At 69.4% G+C, this 14,270-nt stretch carries 16 protein-coding genes; 8 read left to right on the top strand and 8 right to left on the bottom strand.

Annotated elements, in window-relative coordinates:
- The 5 genes from RMO97_RS06720 to RMO97_RS06700 all read left to right on the top strand — a co-directional run.
- Nucleotides 1-1,277, top strand: a 1,277-nt coding sequence (locus tag RMO97_RS06720; RefSeq protein ID WP_310539794.1) for a leucyl aminopeptidase, incomplete at its 5' end; no start/stop codon positions are given.
- Between the two features lie 9 nt (nt 1,278-1,286).
- Nucleotides 1,287-1,976: an alpha/beta fold hydrolase gene (locus tag RMO97_RS06715; RefSeq protein ID WP_310539792.1), complete on the top strand. Its 690-nt coding sequence runs from the start codon at nt 1,287-1,289 to the stop codon at nt 1,974-1,976.
- Complete coding sequence (locus RMO97_RS06710; RefSeq protein ID WP_310539790.1) at nt 1,969-2,424, top strand: DNA polymerase III subunit chi; 456 nt, start codon at nt 1,969-1,971, stop codon at nt 2,422-2,424. The genes RMO97_RS06715 and RMO97_RS06710 overlap by 8 nt, the downstream gene beginning before the upstream one ends.
- Entirely contained in the window at nt 2,421-2,735 is a 315-nt protein-coding gene (locus RMO97_RS06705; protein ID WP_310539789.1) for a peptidase inhibitor I78, read from the top strand. The genes RMO97_RS06710 and RMO97_RS06705 overlap by 4 nt, the downstream gene beginning before the upstream one ends.
- A 56-nt stretch (nt 2,736-2,791) precedes the next feature.
- Entirely contained in the window at nt 2,792-3,748 is a 957-nt protein-coding gene (locus RMO97_RS06700) for an alpha/beta hydrolase (RefSeq protein ID WP_310539787.1), read from the top strand.
- 70 nt (nt 3,749-3,818) lie between these two features.
- On the opposite strand, the gene RMO97_RS06695 is transcribed toward RMO97_RS06700, so the two are convergent.
- A complete protein-coding gene (locus RMO97_RS06695; RefSeq protein ID WP_310539785.1) occupies nt 3,819-4,529 on the bottom strand; it encodes a hypothetical protein in 711 nt (236 codons plus the stop codon).
- A 52-nt stretch (nt 4,530-4,581) separates the two neighbouring features.
- On the opposite strand from RMO97_RS06695, the gene RMO97_RS06690 reads away from it, so the two are divergent.
- Nucleotides 4,582-4,965 (top strand): hypothetical protein, encoded by a 384-nt coding sequence (locus RMO97_RS06690; protein WP_310539784.1) that lies wholly within the window; start codon nt 4,582-4,584, stop codon nt 4,963-4,965.
- Between the two features lie 9 nt (nt 4,966-4,974).
- Here RMO97_RS06690 and RMO97_RS06685 read toward each other — a convergent pair whose 3' ends face one another.
- On the bottom strand, nt 4,975-6,312 hold the full coding sequence (locus tag RMO97_RS06685; RefSeq protein WP_310539782.1) for a M20/M25/M40 family metallo-hydrolase: 1,338 nt from the start codon (nt 6,310-6,312) through the stop codon (nt 4,975-4,977).
- A gap of 65 nt (nt 6,313-6,377) precedes the next feature.
- Here RMO97_RS06685 and RMO97_RS06680 point away from each other — a divergent pair, with 65 nt between their 5' ends.
- Nucleotides 6,378-6,989, top strand: a complete 612-nt coding sequence (locus RMO97_RS06680; RefSeq protein WP_310539781.1) for a class I SAM-dependent methyltransferase — start codon at nt 6,378-6,380, stop codon at nt 6,987-6,989.
- A 49-nt stretch (nt 6,990-7,038) separates the two neighbouring features.
- On the opposite strand, the gene RMO97_RS06675 is transcribed toward RMO97_RS06680, so the two are convergent.
- The 5 genes from RMO97_RS06675 to RMO97_RS06655 form a co-directional block, all read right to left on the bottom strand.
- The gene (locus tag RMO97_RS06675) at nt 7,039-8,004 is read right to left on the bottom strand and encodes an alpha/beta fold hydrolase (RefSeq protein WP_310539780.1); all 966 of its coding nucleotides are present in this window, start codon (nt 8,002-8,004) and stop codon (nt 7,039-7,041) included.
- Nucleotides 8,005-8,211: 207 nt separating this feature from the next.
- Nucleotides 8,212-9,264, bottom strand: coding sequence for a hypothetical protein (locus RMO97_RS06670; protein WP_310539779.1), 1,053 nt, complete (start codon nt 9,262-9,264; stop codon nt 8,212-8,214).
- The gene (locus RMO97_RS06665; RefSeq protein ID WP_310539778.1) at nt 9,261-9,980 is read right to left on the bottom strand and encodes a class I SAM-dependent methyltransferase; all 720 of its coding nucleotides are present in this window, start codon (nt 9,978-9,980) and stop codon (nt 9,261-9,263) included. The genes RMO97_RS06670 and RMO97_RS06665 overlap by 4 nt, the downstream gene beginning before the upstream one ends.
- On the bottom strand, nt 9,974-11,278 hold the full coding sequence (locus RMO97_RS06660) for a glycosyltransferase family 4 protein (protein WP_310539776.1): 1,305 nt from the start codon (nt 11,276-11,278) through the stop codon (nt 9,974-9,976). Before RMO97_RS06660 ends, RMO97_RS06665 begins: the two co-directional genes overlap by 7 nt.
- 119 nt (nt 11,279-11,397) lie before the next feature.
- A complete protein-coding gene (locus RMO97_RS06655; protein ID WP_310539773.1) occupies nt 11,398-12,795 on the bottom strand; it encodes a cytochrome P450 in 1,398 nt (465 codons plus the stop codon).
- A gap of 109 nt (nt 12,796-12,904) precedes the next feature.
- On the opposite strand from RMO97_RS06655, the gene RMO97_RS06650 reads away from it, so the two are divergent.
- The gene (locus RMO97_RS06650; RefSeq protein ID WP_310539771.1) at nt 12,905-13,795 is read left to right on the top strand and encodes a LysR substrate-binding domain-containing protein; all 891 of its coding nucleotides are present in this window, start codon (nt 12,905-12,907) and stop codon (nt 13,793-13,795) included.
- Here RMO97_RS06650 and RMO97_RS06645 read toward each other — a convergent pair.
- A partial coding sequence (locus RMO97_RS06645) for a type II secretion system F family protein (RefSeq protein ID WP_310539769.1) occupies nt 13,788-14,270 on the bottom strand: 483 nt, incomplete at its 5' end. The genes RMO97_RS06650 and RMO97_RS06645 overlap by 8 nt on opposite strands.

Below are 14,270 nucleotides of genomic sequence, written 5' to 3'. Positions count from 1 at the left end.
CCGCCGCCCGGGTGCTGCTGGTGGGCGCCGGCAAGGCCGACGGGTTCGACGGCATGGGCGCGGAGAACGCCGCGGCGAGCGCCTATGGCGCCCTGAAGACCTCGGGCCTGACCACGCTGCGAATTCAGTTGGCCGGTGATGCGGCCCAGGCCGCCAAGGCCGCCTTCGGCGTGCGCCTGGCCGCCTACCGGTTCGACCAGTACCGCACCAAGGAAGCCCCCGAGAAGAAGCCCTCGATCACCCGGGCCGAGATCGTCACCAGCGACGTGGACGGCGCTATCGGCGCCTTCGCCGACCTGGCGGCCCTGGCCGACGCCATCGCCTTCGCCCGGGACCTGGTCTCCGAGCCGCCGAACGTCCTCTATCCCGCCGAGTTCGCCAAGCGCGTAAAGCAGCTGGAAGAACTGGGCCTAGAGGTCGAGATCCTGGGCGAGGCCGATATGGCCAAGCTCGGCATGGGCTCGCTGCTGGGGGTGGGGCAGGGGAGCGTGCGCGAGAGCCAGCTCGCCATCCTCAAGTGGAACGGCGCGGCCGACAAGACCGCCCAGCCCGTCGCCTTCATCGGCAAGGGGGTCTGCTTCGACACCGGCGGCATCAGCATCAAGGGCGCCGAGGGCATGGAGCACATGAAGACCGACATGGGCGGCGCGGCCGCCGTGTCAGGGCTCATGCACGTGCTGGCGGCGCGCAAGGCCAAGGTCAATGCTGTGGGCATCCTGGGTCTGGTGGAGAACATGCCGGACGGCAACGCCCAGCGTCCGGGCGACGTGGTGACCTCCATGTCGGGCCAGACCATCGAGATCATCAACACCGACGCCGAGGGCCGCCTCGTGCTGGCCGACGCCGTCTGGTACTGCCAGCAGCGGTTCAAGCCGAAGTTCATTGTGGATCTGGCCACCCTGACCGGGGCGATCATCGTCGCCCTGGGCGACGACGTCGGGGGCCTGTTCAGCAACAACGACGAGCTGTCGGCCAACCTCATGGCGGCGTCCGAAGGCGAGGCCGAGCCCCTGTGGCGCATGCCGCTGCCGGCCCACTACGATAAGAACATCGACTCGGTGATCGCCGACATGAAGAACACCGGCGGCCGGGCCGGCGGCTCCATCACCGCGGCCATGTTCATCCAGCGCTTCGTCAACGGCGTGCCGTGGGCCCACCTGGACATCGCCGGCACCGCCTGGAAGAAGCCGTCCACGATCCCCACCATCCCTGACGGCGCGACCGGCTTCGGCGTGCGGCTGCTGAACCGCATGGTGGCCGACAAGTACGAAGGCTGATGACCCGCCGTGCGGTTCGCGCTGCTGCATAGCCCGCTGGTGGGCGCGAGCTGCTGGCGGGCGGTGACGGGCGACTTCGCCGCGCGAGGAATCTGGGCCGTGGCGCCGAGACTGCCGGCCTGGGGCGCGATCGAGGCCCCCTACTACCCGGCCCTGGCGGCCAGGGTGGCCGAGCAGATCGACCAGATGCATCCCGTCGTGCTGGTGGTCCACTCCGGCGCGGGGTCGCTGGCGGCCTCGGTGGCCGCGGCGGCGAAGGGCGGGGTGAGCCAGGTGATCTTCGTGGACGCCATCCTGCCGCATCCGGGGCGGACATGGTTCGAGACCGCGTCGCCGAGCTTAAGCGACTCGCTGCGGGCCAAGGTGACGGAGGGCGAGGTTCCGGCCTGGGACCAGTGGTTTCCGCCGGGCGCCCTGGCGGCCACCTTGCCGGCCGGCGATCTGCGGGAGACGTTCGTGTCCGAGCTGACGCCCACCCCGCTGGCCTATCTGGAAGAGACGGCGCCGGAGATCGACCTGCCCGGCGATGTCGGCTGGGCCTATCTGCGGCTCTCCAAGGCCTACGAGGACGAGGCCCGGGTCGCCCGTGAGCAGGGTATTCCCACCCTGCGGCTGACGCGGCATCATCTGGCCATGATAACCCATCCCGACGAGGTGGCGAGCGCCCTGGTGAACCTAGTGCGGGGTGACCATGACTGAGCCTTGCGAGGTCTGGTTCTATCATCTGGAGCGGACGGGCCTGGACCAGGCCCTGCCCGAGCTGCTGGAGAAGACCCTGGCGCGCGGCTGGAAGGCCATCGTGCGGGCCACCGGTCCCCAGCGCGTGGAGCATCTGGACGGCTGGCTGTGGGCCTATCGCGACGAGAGCTTCCTGCCCCATGCGCCCGCCGATGAGCCGGGCGCGGCGCGGCAGCCGATCCTGCTCACCACTAGCGACGAGAACCTGAACGCGGCCGACGCCCTCTTCCTGGTGGACGGCGCCGAACCAGGCGAGCTTGGCGACTATACCCGGTGCGTGGTCTTGTTCGACGGCGGCGACGAGGAGGCCCTGGCCACGGCGCGCCGCCAATGGAAGTCGGTGAAGGCCGAGGGCCTGCCGGCGTCGTACTGGAAGCAGCAGGCTCGCGGTTGGGAGAAACAGGCATGAAGATCAAGATCCTGGCGGGCGCGGCCGCGCTGGTGCTGATGAGCGCCTGCGCGAGCGAGGCCCCGGCTCCGCCGCCGCCGCAGGCCTATCGCCCGCCGCCGCCCCCGCCGCCGCCCGCCGACCAGTGCGGGGCGGCGGAGGCGCAGAAGTATGTCGGGCGTCCGCGCAGCGAGATCCCGATCCCGGTGCTGCCGTCCCTGCAGCGTGTGGCCTGCACCACCTGTCCGGTGACCCAGGACTTCAGCCCCAGGCGGCTGAACTTCTACTACGATGCCCAGACCGGCATCGTACAACAGGTGAAGTGCGGCTAGGGCGTTGACCTGACCACGGGTCAATCTGGCCTGCTGTCCGAAACGGGGAGGCGGGCATGAAGTGGGTTGTCGGAATACTGGTGGTGGTCGCGGCGGGTCTGGCCCTGGCGGGATGCGCCTTGACCGCCAAGGACATCCCCTACGCGACCCTGGAGGCCAGGTACGGCGGGCCGGCGTCCCAATACATGGACCTGCCCGGGGACCTGCGGGTCCACTACCGCGACCAGGGCAGGGCCGATGGGCCGGCCGTGGTGCTGGTGCATGGGTTCGCGGCCTCGCTGCACACCTGGGAGCCGTGGGTGACGCGATTGGCGCCTGACTACCGGGTCATCAGCCTGGACCTGCCCGGTCACGGCCTGACGCGGGCCCCGGAGGGCTATACCGCCGCCCAGGCGACCAATGTGGCGGTGGTGGACGAGCTGACGCGGCGACTGAAGGCCGACCGGTTCGTGATCGTCGGAAACTCCATGGGGGGCGGGGTGTCCTGGGCCTATGCGCTCGCCCATCCGCAGCGGCTCAATGGGCTGGTGCTGGTGGACGCCGCCGGCTGGCCGCGCGAGAGCAAGGGCAATGAGAAGCCGCCGGTGGTGTTCAAGCTGCTGGGCAATCCGGCGGGCCGCGCCCTGCTGCGCAACATCAATCCCCGGCCGCTGGCGACGCGGGGGCTGAAATCGGCCTATGTGGACGAGGCGGTGGTCACCCCGGCTCTGGTGGACCGCTATGTGGAGCTGGCGCTCGCGCCCGGTCACCGGGCGATCCTGACCTCGGGCCGCGACGGGCCGCAGCGGCGGATCGACCGGTCGGTGTTCGGGACCATCAAGACCCCGACCCTGGTGATGCACGGCGAGGCCGACACGGTGATCGATGTGGCCGCCGGACGTGGGTTGGCCAGCGCCATCCCGGGCGCCAAGCTCATCACCTATCCCGGCGTCGGCCATGTGCCGATGGAGCAGATCCCCGACAGGTCAGCGGCTGACCTTCGGGCCTTCCTCGCCGAGCTCCCGGCTAGCTAGCTTGCGCTAGCCATTTTTGCTTGGTCGCGTGACGGGCGCCGAAACCGGGGTCCACTTTCGGCTGTCACGCTCACTTCGCCGCGAAGCAGTAGAAGAGGCCCGCGCCGCCGGTCGCCACCAGGTCGGGCTGGGAGCAGCTGCGGGTCTGGTGGGCGGAGTTCCAGGAGGTGGGGTGCTGGCCGCCGCCGATGCGGTCGTGGTGGCCGACCATAGTCCGGCTCTCGGCCGAGGACGTCCAGTTGTTGCAGGTCAGGTTCGGCGGGGCGACCGGGGCCGGGGTTCCGGTCGGCGCGTTGGCGGGCAGGGGTGAGGCCACCGGCGGGGCCAGGCGGCCGTCGGCCAGCGAGCCGGTCATGATGTCGTGCTGGTTGGGGCTGTCGCCGCGGCCTTTGACGGGGTTTCCCTTCTCGTCGAGGGAATTGGCCTTGCTGGTCAGCGCGGCCTCGCTGTGCAGGTCATCCAGGCTGGAGGCGATCTGCACGCCCTTGGCGTTGAACCACGGGCCCTTGCCGATGCGGTCGCGGGCGTGGATCGCCTTGCCCTTGGTGTTGGTGGACGAGAGGTAGGCGCGCCACGCGTGGTCGCCGATCCCGGCGTCCTTCGCCAGCTTCTGGCACCAGGCGTCGGCGCCCTTCAGCCCGCCCAGGTCGCCGCCTTTGCCGGGGCCGATGCTGGTGACGAAGAAGGTGGTCTTCGACTTTTCCTTGGCGACGACCGCCGTGGTGGTCAGTGCGCCGAGCGCGATGAGCGCCGCGGCGCCGCCGATGATCAGCCGGTTCATGCTTGCCTCCCGAGATTAGCGCGTGATGCTAGCAGCAAAGAGGGAGAAGACGATGACGCAGTTCGCAGCCGAGATCGCCGCCGCCCAAGGCGTGCTGGACGAGTTCATGGCGGGGTTCAATGCACGGGACGTGGCGCGCTGGGACGCCACCTTCAACTTCCCGAGCGTGAGGCTGGCCTCGGGGACCCTGGTGATCCTGCAGGCGGGCGACCACAAGCCGGGCATGTTCGACAAGGGCGCCCTGGCGGAGTGGGACCACTCGGCCTGGGAACGGCGCGAGGTGATCCATGCGGGCGCTGACAAGGTGCATATCGACACGCGCTTCACGCGCTACCGCAAGGACGGGAGCGTGATCGGCGGGTTCGACTCCATCTATGTGATCACGCTGGAGAACGGCCACTGGGGCGTGAAGGCGCGCTCAAGCTACGCGCCCTAGAGCCCGCGCCTATTTGGTGACGCTGAACGATCCCGCGGCCCCGGGGAACACCACCGGGCTCTCGTAGCCGTCGGCGGAGATAGCCGAGACCCCGAAGAACCAGTCGTCGATGACAACATTCTTCAGCGTCTCGGCGGTGGCCGGGGTGTCCTTAGAATGCTGCCAACGCGGGGCCGTGGTCTCGCGCCAGTGGACGCGGTAGCGCGCCGCGCCGGGGCTGGCGGTCCAGGAGAGCTTGGTGTCAGGCGAGACCGCGCCCTCGATCTTCACGCCCTCGGGCGGGGCGGGCGCGCGGGCGAGCGCCGCCATCATCACCACGTTCAGTTGCGTGACCTTGGCCAGATAGGGGAAGTCGACTCCGTCGATGGTGTCGCCATAGACCCGGCCGTTCTCGGTGCGCAGGTCCTGGTGCTGGCGGTCATAGTGCTCGGCGGCCTCGGTGACGCGGATGGCGGGGATGCCGGCGTTGAGCATCTCCACCTGGTCGCCCCCCCGACCGTAGCGGTCGGTGCGATAGACCATCACCACGTCGAGATCCTTCAGATAGGTGTCGGCCAGGCCGTCGGCGAAGCGGGCGAGGTTGCGCGACGGCGAGTCCACCTCGCCGCCGTTGTAGCGGCGGCTGTTGGCCTGTTCCTGGGTCTCCACCGCCTTGGTACCCTCGGAGAAGACGCGGACCTGGCGGTCGTTGTGGACGCCGCTGGCGCCTCGGGTGTTGCCGATGATGTCGTTGTTCAGGTCGGCCTCGACCCGCCAGCCCTTCTCCTTAGCGTAGGCGGCCAGCACCTTGCCGCCGTAGAGGCCCTGTTCCTCGCCCTCCAGCACCGCGAAGACCAGGGTGGCGGGGAACTTGTGCTTGGACAGCACGCGCGCGGCCTCGATGACAGCGGCCACGCCCGAGCCGTCGTCATTGGCGCCCGGCGCGTCGGAGGTGGCGTCCATGACATCGGTGACCCGGCTGTCGATGTGGCCGGAGATGACGATCACCCGGTCCGGATCGGTGGTCCCCTTCTGGATGGCCAGGATGGCGCCGATCTCGGTGGGGTTGGGCACGCGGCGGCCGGTGAAGGTCTGCTTGGGCACGGCCACCGTCAGGCAGCCGCCGCAGTCCTTGGAGATCGCCTCGAATTCGGCGGCGGTCCAGCGCTCGGCGGCGCCGATGCCACGGGTGGGGGAGGCGCGGTCCGACAGGGTGTGCCGGGTGCCGAAGCCCACCAACTTTGTGATGGTGGCCTTCAACCGGTCCTGCTGAACCGCCTTGGCGATCTGCACCAGCTCGGGCTGCGGCTTGGCGGCCGCGGTGAGCAGGGGGAAGGCGAGGAGGGCGGTCAGCAGGATGGGGCGCATGGGGGACCTTCGAAGAGCTGTGACGACTGTTACGCCAGCCGCCCCGCCTCTGCTAGGAGAGCGCCATGAAACTCCCCATCGATATCGACAGCGTCAAAGGCTTCATGGATCCGGCGGAGGGCGCGGCCCTCTATGACGCGGCCCTGGCTTGCGCGCCGCGCGGGCCGTGCCTGGAGATCGGCGCCTATTGCGGCAAGTCGGCGGTCTATCTGGGCACAGCCTGCCAGGCGGCGGGCGGGGTGTTGTTCTCCGTCGACCATCATCGGGGTTCCGAGGAGAACCAGCCGGGTTGGGAGTATCACGACGCCGAACTTTGGGATGACGCGGCGGGCGCCATGGACACCCTGCCGTTCCTGCGCACCACCCTGCGCCGTGCGGGCCTGGAGGATGTGGTCTTCCCGGTGGTGGGCCGCTCGGCCCTGATCGCCAAGGCCTGGGCGACGCCGCTGAGCTTCTTGTTCATCGACGGCGGCCACACCATGGAGCACGCGCTCGGCGACTGGCACCATTGGACGCCGCACCTGATGGCGGGCGGGACGCTCGCCATCCACGACGTGTTTCCCGATCCGGCGGACGGCGGCCGCCCCCCCTTCGAGATCTATCAACGGGCGCTGGCGTCCGACCTCTACAAGGAGGTGGCGGCGGTGAAGAGTTTGCGGGTGTTGCGGCGGGTTTGACCTCGGCTCGCGGGACGCGAGTCCGCGAACTTCGGGCGGCGCAGGCATTTCAGGGGTTGCCGGAGCTTCGGCGTTCCGCCTTCACCACATGCTCCACGCCCTCCACCGCATGGTCGCCGTGGACCAGCCCCAGCATTGTCCTGTGGTTCGCGCCGGCGATCGCTACGACCATGGGCGCAGCGGAACGCCGCGCCGGCGCCTGGCGCAGTTCGCCCCAGGCCGAGCCCCTGGCTGACGGCCCGGCGGTGATCACCGCAACCGGCCATTGGGGGGATAAGGAACCTGCCGCCGCGGCCTGCTCGCCTGCGGTGCGCCACATCTGCACCTCGGCGTAGGCGGTGCGGCTCTGGCGGCCGGAAACAAAGCCGCGCCGTTTCTCCGCCTTGCCCCGCGGCGGCAGGCCGATGCGGTCGCCCCACCAGTAGAGCGGCTTGGTCAGGCCAAGCGTTCCGGCGACCGATCCGAGCCGCGCGATGTCGTGCATCCGATCGGCGAACCCCGTGACACCGGGCGCCTGCAAAAGCTCTGGCGTCACCGCGTCCAGCAGCACCAGCCCCACCACCTGATCGGAATTTTGCGCGGCGAACTGGTGCAGATACAGGCCAGCCATGGAGTGCCCCATCAGCACATAGGGTCCGGCCTCACCTGAAGCGGCCATCAAGCCCTTAAGGTCGCCGACGATGGCGTTCCCATCGCGCGGCCGGGGACCCGCCTGCGAATACCCCATACCGGCCCGGTCGTAGGCGCAGGAGCGGTAGCCCTTGGCGGTCAGCTTCTGCTGGATCGCCGCGAAATCCGCAGCCCCGCTGAACGCCCCTGCCTCCATCCAGACGATCGGACGTTCGGACTTGGGGCCTTCACAGACGAGGCGCAGCTCATGCCCTCCCACGTCGACCATCCGGCCCCGCGGCGGCTTGGACCGGCTGATCACCTCGGCCGCAACCGCGATCGTGCCCCAACCGACGATGGTGATGGCCAGTAGGGGAAGGGCGAAGCGCAAGACCTTGAGCAGCATGTGCAATGCCTAGTCGCGACCACTGAGTCCGTCGATCTTCTATGATCGATCATGTTGAGGGAAGGGCGCCGCCAAAGACGCCGCCAACGGCTGGCAAGGGTCGAAAAGGGAAATTGGGTCCAGTGCGAAGAGCGGACATTGGATTATGACGACAGCGACTTGTCGCCTCCCGCGAACGCCCGGCTAGGAATGACGAGCTCGTTTGAGTCAGGTTCGCGAGATCAGCACGTCTGAGGCCGCCGAGGCGCCGAGCCGGGCGTCGAAGGCGAGGATGGCGGCGGCTTGGGTCCAGGTGGGGCGCTCGCGGGGCCAGACGATCTGTTCGGCGAACTGCCAGCCCATCCAGAAGGCGCCGTCGCCGTCGCGGTGGTTGAGCTGGGAGTCCAGCAGGGCGCAGGCGGCGGCCCGGGCGCCGAGGCTGAGCAAAGCCATGGCCAGTTCGCAGGACTCCGCCACCGTCACCCAGGGCTCGCTGGCCACGCAGCGGCAGCCGCGGCCCAGGACCGCGAAGCGCGGGGCGCGGGCCTCGAGGCGGGCGAAGGACGCGCCCGGCGACAGAACCCCAGCCAGGGCCGGATAGTACCAATCCATGGCGAAGTCGGAACGGTCCTGCAGCCGATCGAAGCGAGCGGGTGCGTTGCGGATGGCGCAGCTCAGGCGGTCCTTGGCCAGGCGCCAACCGGGCTGCGGTTCGTCCAGCAGGTCGGCCAGCTTGAGCGCGCAGTCGAGGCTCTTGAAGATCGACGCGTTGCCGGCCAGGACGGCATCATCGGCGCCAGTGCCGAAGGCTTCCTGGGACCAGGAGATGTCGCCCTGCGGGTGCTGCAGGGTGAGCACGAAGTCGATGGCGGATTTCACCATCGGCCAGTAGCGGCGGGCGAAGGCCAGGTCGTTGTCGAGCCGGTAGCGGTGCCACAGGGCCACGGCGGGATAGGCGGCGAAGTTGGAGTCGCGGAAGGCGGCGGCCGGGGTCCTCGCCATATGGAGGCGGTCGGCCATGGGCAGGGTGTTGCCGTACTCGCCGAGCCAGGCGCCGGACTGTTCCTGCGACCAGGCCAGGTATTCGAAGCCTCGATCCGCCGCCTCGAACTCGCCCATGGCGCCCAGCGCCATCAGGCATTCGGCATGGTTCCAGGGGTCCCAGGGGCCCTTATCGAACCAGGGGATGGCCCCATTGGCCTGTTGCTGGGCCAGGATGACGTCCAGGGCGCCGGTGAAGGGCGCGAGCGGGCCGCCGACGCGGTCGAAGGCCAGGCTCATGCGGGCGCCTTGCGGAAGTAGAGCGCCACGCTCTTGCCCGCCAAGGGGTTGGCGATCGCCTCCAGCACCCGGGTGAGGGCGGGGCGGTCCATCAGGTCCCAGACCAGGAAGCGGTGGTAGAGCTTCACCAGCGGATGGTCGTCGCGGCGGTCCCAGAAGGCGCACTTCAGCCACCAGTAGGGCGAGTGCAGGGCGTGGGCGTAGTGCTTGCCGCGGTAGGAAAAGCCGAGGTCGCTGATGGATTTGCGCAGGTCGGGTTCGTGGAAGATGCGGACGTGGCCGCCGGGCTGGTCGGCATAGCCGTCCTTGCCGGGCGCCAGGGCCCAACAGATGCGCTCGGGCCACGCGCGCGGCACGGTGGGGACGAAGCGGCCGCCGGGCTTCAGCACCCGGCGGATCTCGGCCAGGGCCCGTTCGTACTCGTGCAGATGCTCCAGCACCTCAGAGCAGATCACCACGTCGAAGGCGTTGTCGGCGAAGGGCAGGCGGTAGGCGTCGCCGGACAGGAACCCTGTGGCGGCGCCTTCGGTCACGGGCGGCAGGTGGTCGAGGCCGTCGCGCGCCTTCACCAGGCTCGCGATATCGAGATCCAGGCCCACGACGTTGACGCCGGGGATCATATGGACGCCGTGGACGTGACGCCCCTCGCCGCAGCCCAGGTCCAGCACCCAGGCACCGGCCTTGAGGCCCAGGGTTTCGAGGCGGACGGTCAGCATTTGTTGGCGATGGCGCGGCGCAGGATCGCCTCATAGGCCTCGGCGGCGCGATCCCAGGAGAAGGCCTTGCGGGCGCGTTGGCGGGCGGCGGCGCCCAGGTCGGCGCGGCGGGCCGGATCGTCCAGCAGGGCGGCGATGGCGCGGGCCAGGGCGGCGCTGTCACCCTTGGGCACGACGACGCCTGCGTCGCCGACCACTTCGGGCAGGGAGCCGCCGTCGGTGACCACCACGGGGGCGCCGCAGCTCATGGCCTCGGCGGCGGGCAGGCCGAAGCCTTCGTAGAGGGACGGAGTCACGCAGATGGTGGCGCGCGCGTACTGCTCGGCCATCTCGTCGTTGCTGAGATCGTGGATGAAGCTGACCCGGTCCAGCAGGTTGAGGTCGTCCAGCAGCTCGGCGGTGGGGCCCTCGCGCAGCTTGCCGATGACCACGAGCTCGAGGCGTGGATAGCGCTCCAGCAGGATGGAATAGGCCTCGATCAGGTGCTTCAGACCCTTCAGCGGCACGTCCGCGCTGGCGGTGGTGAGCAGGCGATTGTCGCGGCGGCGGATGTCGGGCTGAGGTTTGAAGGTGTCCTGGTCGATGCCCAGGTGGATCACGGTCATGGCCCGGCGGTCGACCTTGAGGCAGGCGGCGACGTCGGTGGCTGCGGCCTCAGAGACCAGGATCACCTCGGCCAGGCGCGGGGCGACCTTCTCCTGCATCTTCAGGAACGAATACCACTGGCGGGTCAGCAGGCGCATGCCCCACTGGGGTTCGGCAGCGAGCGCCAGCTCCAGGTCGCGGCGGATCGGGTGGTGAATGACGCCGACCACGGGCAGGCCGGTGCGCTCGATGGCCAGCAGGCCGGAGCTGAGGGACTGGTTGTCCAGCACCACGTCATAGTCGCGGCGGTGGGTGCGCAGGTACTTCGCCGCGCGGCGCCCGAAGGTCCAGGGTTCCATGAACCTGCCGGCCCAGTGGCCGAAATACTCGGCGGTGTCGGTCCAGCTCAGCAGGTGCTTCCAGCGCAGGGCGCGGTGGCCGTTGTGCGGCTGGTTGTAGAGGTCCAGCGACGGCAGCTGGATCAGGCGTACGCCCTCGGGCACGTCGGGGTAGGGCGGGCCCGACAGGATATCGACCTGATGGCCCCGGCGGGCCAGGGCCGCGGCGGCCTGGCTGAGATAGACGCCCTGTCCGCCGACACGGGGATCGGACCGGTAGGAGAGGAAGGCGATGCGCAGCGGCGGCTCGTCGCGCGTCCCGGAGCGGACGCGCGTCTCGGAGACGCCCACAGAGGGAGAGGGTGTTTTCAGCATCGCCGATGTCCTTAACGCGCCAGCGGCGGAAAGGACTAGGACCAAACCCGGAGAACAGCGGAGTTTGTTGTTTCAGGGCCGATATCTAGCGGGTTGCTGCGCCACAAGGGCCGGGACGCCTACACCCGCTCCACGATCAGCGGCAGGCCGCCCTTCGGGCGGATGGCGATGTCGCCGGTGGGTTCGACGGTGTGGCCTGCGACGGGGCGGAAGCGGAAGCGGGCCAGCCAGTGGGAGAGCACCAGCAGGCCCTCTGCCTGGGCGAAGGCCGCTCCGATGCAGACCCGGGGGCCGGCGCCGAAGGGGATGTACTGGAAGCGATGGTGCGCGGCCTTGGCCTCCGGGTGGAAGTTCTCCGGATTGAAGGCGTCGGGTTCGTTCCACAGCCGGCGGTGGCGGTGGACGATCCAGGGCCAGATCGAAACCTGGTCGCCCTTGCGCACCCGGTGGCCGCAGAGCTCGTCGTCGCCCATGGCCTCGCGGTCGATGCGCACGGCCGGCGGATAGAGGCGCAGGGTCTCCTCCCAGACCATCTTCAGATAGGGCAGGCGGGTCAGGACCTCCTCGGGGGTTCCCCCGGCGTCCCAGGCGGCGCGCGCCTCCTCGCCGGCCCATTCCTGGGCCTGACGGTCGCGACTGAGCAGGTAGAGGGCCCAGGTCAGGGCGTTGGCGGTGGTCTCGTGGCCGGCGCCCAGGAAGGTGACGGCGTTGTCCAGGGCCAGCCTGGCGGCCTCCTTGGCCGGATGGGTGGCGCTGAAGGCGTCAATCACCCGGGTCATGAAGTCCTGGGGCGGGGCGGGGTCGGCCTGCCGCCGGGCGATGAACTCCGCCAGCCGGCCGATGATGAAGCGGCGGCCCGCCGCCCCGCGCCACTGGACCGGGTTCTGGTCGAGCCAGGGCATGCCGATGATCGGGCCCAGGCGGTACTGGGTCAGGGCCTTCATCACCGCGGCCATGTGGCCGGACGCCTCCTGCGCCGTGAAGCCGGCCGCTGACGAGAAGAGGGTGGCGTTGATGATGTCGAAGGTGGTGCGCAGGCTTTCGGCCGCCACGTCGATGACGTCACTGTCGCCGGTGGCCCAGCGGTCGCCGGTCTGCTGGGCGATGCGGACGAAGGTCGGGGTGAACTCGGTGACCATGTGGGGGGTGAAGACCGGGGCCATCATCCGCCGCTGCTCGCGCCAGGCCTCGCCGTCGGTGGTGAGCAGGCCCTGGCCCAGGGCGACGCTGAGCATCTTATTCACCAGCGGGGGCTTCTGATAATTGCCGAGCTTGTCCATCAGGACGTGCTGGATGGCGGCCGGATCGCTGATGAAGTGGTAGTGCAGGGTCAGGACCTTGCGGGCCTTGTAGTGGTCGTCGAAGGCCTGTTTCGGCCAGCCGTTCAGGGCGTTCTGCGCCGCCTTGTCCACGAAGATCCGCCACACCGGCAGCCAGTCCTCGGGGCGCTCGGGCATGGCCGGGCGGAAGGGCGCGCGGGGCGGAGGGGCCCAGTCGAATGTGGCGGTGTCGCTCATGACCAAATCCCCTGGGTCGGTGACCTCGCGCCAAGATGGGAGAAATTGATGCATCGCAACAAACGATATAACGGTGCTATTCTTGTGAGCTGAGATCACAGAGTTGGCGATGACGCGACGTTCGCTTCCACCCCTGACCGCCCTGCGCGCCTTCGAGGCGTTCGCGCGGCTGGGCAAGATGACCACGGCTGCGGACGAGCTGTGCGTCACGCACGGTGCGATCAGCCGGCAAATCCGCAGCCTGGAGGAGGCGGTGGGCCTGCCCCTCACCGAAGGACCCCGGCACCGGCTGAAGCTGACCGACGCCGGCGAGCGGCTGGCGGCGTCGCTGTCGGGGGCGTTTGACCGGGTGGAGCGGACCCTGGCGGACCTGAAGTCGGCGGCCGACACCGAGCTGCACCTGTCCTGCCTGGGCACCTTCGCCATGCGGTGGCTGATCCCACGGCTCGGGTCGTTCCATGATCGGCATCCGGGCCTGCGGGTGCGGGTGACCGAGAGCTTCGCGCCGGCCGATTTCGCCCGCGAGCGCTATGACGCCGCCATCCGGCTGACCGAGCACGTGCCGGTTCACGGCGGGGAGGCCATCGCCTTTCTCGAGAATTTCCACGGCCCTGTGGCCGCGCCGCAGCTGACCGGCGCCACGCCTGGGGTGAAGGCCTTCGCCAGCCTACCGCGACTGCACACTCGGCCCCACCTGCAGGCCTGGTCGGAGTGGGAAAGCCACACAGGGCTCTCGTTGCCCGAGGCGGCGCAGAACCGTGAGTTCGAGCATCTGTTCTACATGCTTGAGGCGGCGGTGGCGGGCCTGGGCGTGGGGCTCAGCCCCTTCGTCTATGTGGCGGGCGACATCGAGGCGGGACGGCTGGCGGCGCCGGTGGGGTTCGTGCGGACGCCCGCCCAGTTCTACCTGATCCTGCCGCCGGGACCTGCCCGGCCCACCGCCTCGGCGTTCCGGGACTGGTTGCTGGACGAGGCTGCCAAGGTGCCTACGCCTAGTTGAAGACCTGGGTCAGCCGGAAGGCGGCGGGGAGCAGCAGGACCCCCAGCAGGCAGGGGAAGATGAACAGGATAAGGGGGACGGTGAGCTTCACCGGCAGAGCCAGGGCCTTTTCCTCGGCCCGCAGCATCCGCTTCTGGCGCATGTCCTGGGAGAAGACCGAGAGGGTCTCGCCCAAGCTGGTGCCCATGTCCTCGGCCTGGCGCAGCATAGTGGCGAAGGCGCGTGCGTCGTCGATGCCCAGGCGGTCGGCGAAGGCGGTCCAAGCCTCCTTGCGAGATTTGCCGGCGCGGAGTTCCAGGGTCAGCATGCGCAGGTGGATGGTCAGGCGCGGATAGCGGCGGGCCAGCTCGTCGGTGACCCGGCCGACGGCGGCGTCGAGGGAGAGGCCTGCCTCGACGGAGGCTACCAGCAGGTCCAGCAGGTCGGGGAAGCCGTCGGCATATTCCCGCTCCCGGTCCTTCTGCCGCATGGAGAG

This window comes from Phenylobacterium sp., assembly GCF_031425575.1.
Taxonomy (GTDB): Bacteria; Pseudomonadota; Alphaproteobacteria; order Caulobacterales; family Caulobacteraceae; genus Phenylobacterium.
The sequence above is the reverse complement of the archived record's forward strand: the minus strand, read 5'-3'. Positions and strand labels throughout refer to the sequence as shown.